Raw genomic sequence first — 683 nt, forward strand, 5'->3', positions numbered from 1 at the left:
CCCAGATCACCGCGCCGCCTGACCGCCTCCGTCACCCAAAATCCCGCATAGCTCTGGCAGATCAGCTACCGGATCGAGACGGTCGGGGAAGAATGGAAGCACGTGCTCGAAACCGGCGGCGGTCGCGCGAACGCGTCGGGGGATATCGCCTATCTCGACGGGATCGTGATCGACTTCGGGCTCGCCAACGATCTTTCGGAGCGGCTCCAGGCTGACCAGAGCGCGTTGGGCGCGATCAGCCAAGCCTCCGATCGGATCGTCGACATGTTGCGTTCGTTGAGGATGCTCTCGCTCAACGCCCGGATCGAGGCGGCGCGCGCCGCCCAGGCAGGGGCCGGCTTCGCCGTCGTGGCCAAGGAGATGGGCCAGCTCGCTTCGATCGGCGACACCGTGACGGAGCAGATTCAGGCGGAACTCGGGATCCCGAAGAATGCGCTCCAACTGTAGAGGCCTTTTGCGGGCCTCTGGGCCTGACGGATCGAGGCAACCGCCGATCCCGAGCTGATGTCCGGCATAGGTGCCATCAGGTAGTGGCAAGAAGGTTCTCGGCGAAACAGATGAAACTGTAAAGGGCGGACCAATTCCAGGCCGCTGCGGCGGAGTAAAACCAGGCCAGTGCCGGCCGGCAGCTTGAACGATGAAGGGGCCCGATCGGGCCCCTTCATCGTTCGTCGCCGACCATG

Annotated in this window: 1 protein-coding gene; it reads left to right on the forward strand. The window is 64.3% G+C overall.

The genetic code is table 11. The features are described 5' to 3' along the window. Positions 1 to 102 precede the first annotated feature (102 nt). On the forward strand, positions 103 to 447 hold the full coding sequence (locus tag G3T14_RS25615; protein WP_348645347.1) for a methyl-accepting chemotaxis protein: 345 nt from the start codon (positions 103 to 105) through the stop codon (positions 445 to 447). The last annotated feature ends 236 nt before the right edge of the window (positions 448 to 683 follow it).

It is taken from the genome of Methylobacterium sp. BTF04 (assembly GCF_010692745.1).
Classification (GTDB): Bacteria; Pseudomonadota; Alphaproteobacteria; order Rhizobiales; family Beijerinckiaceae; genus Methylobacterium.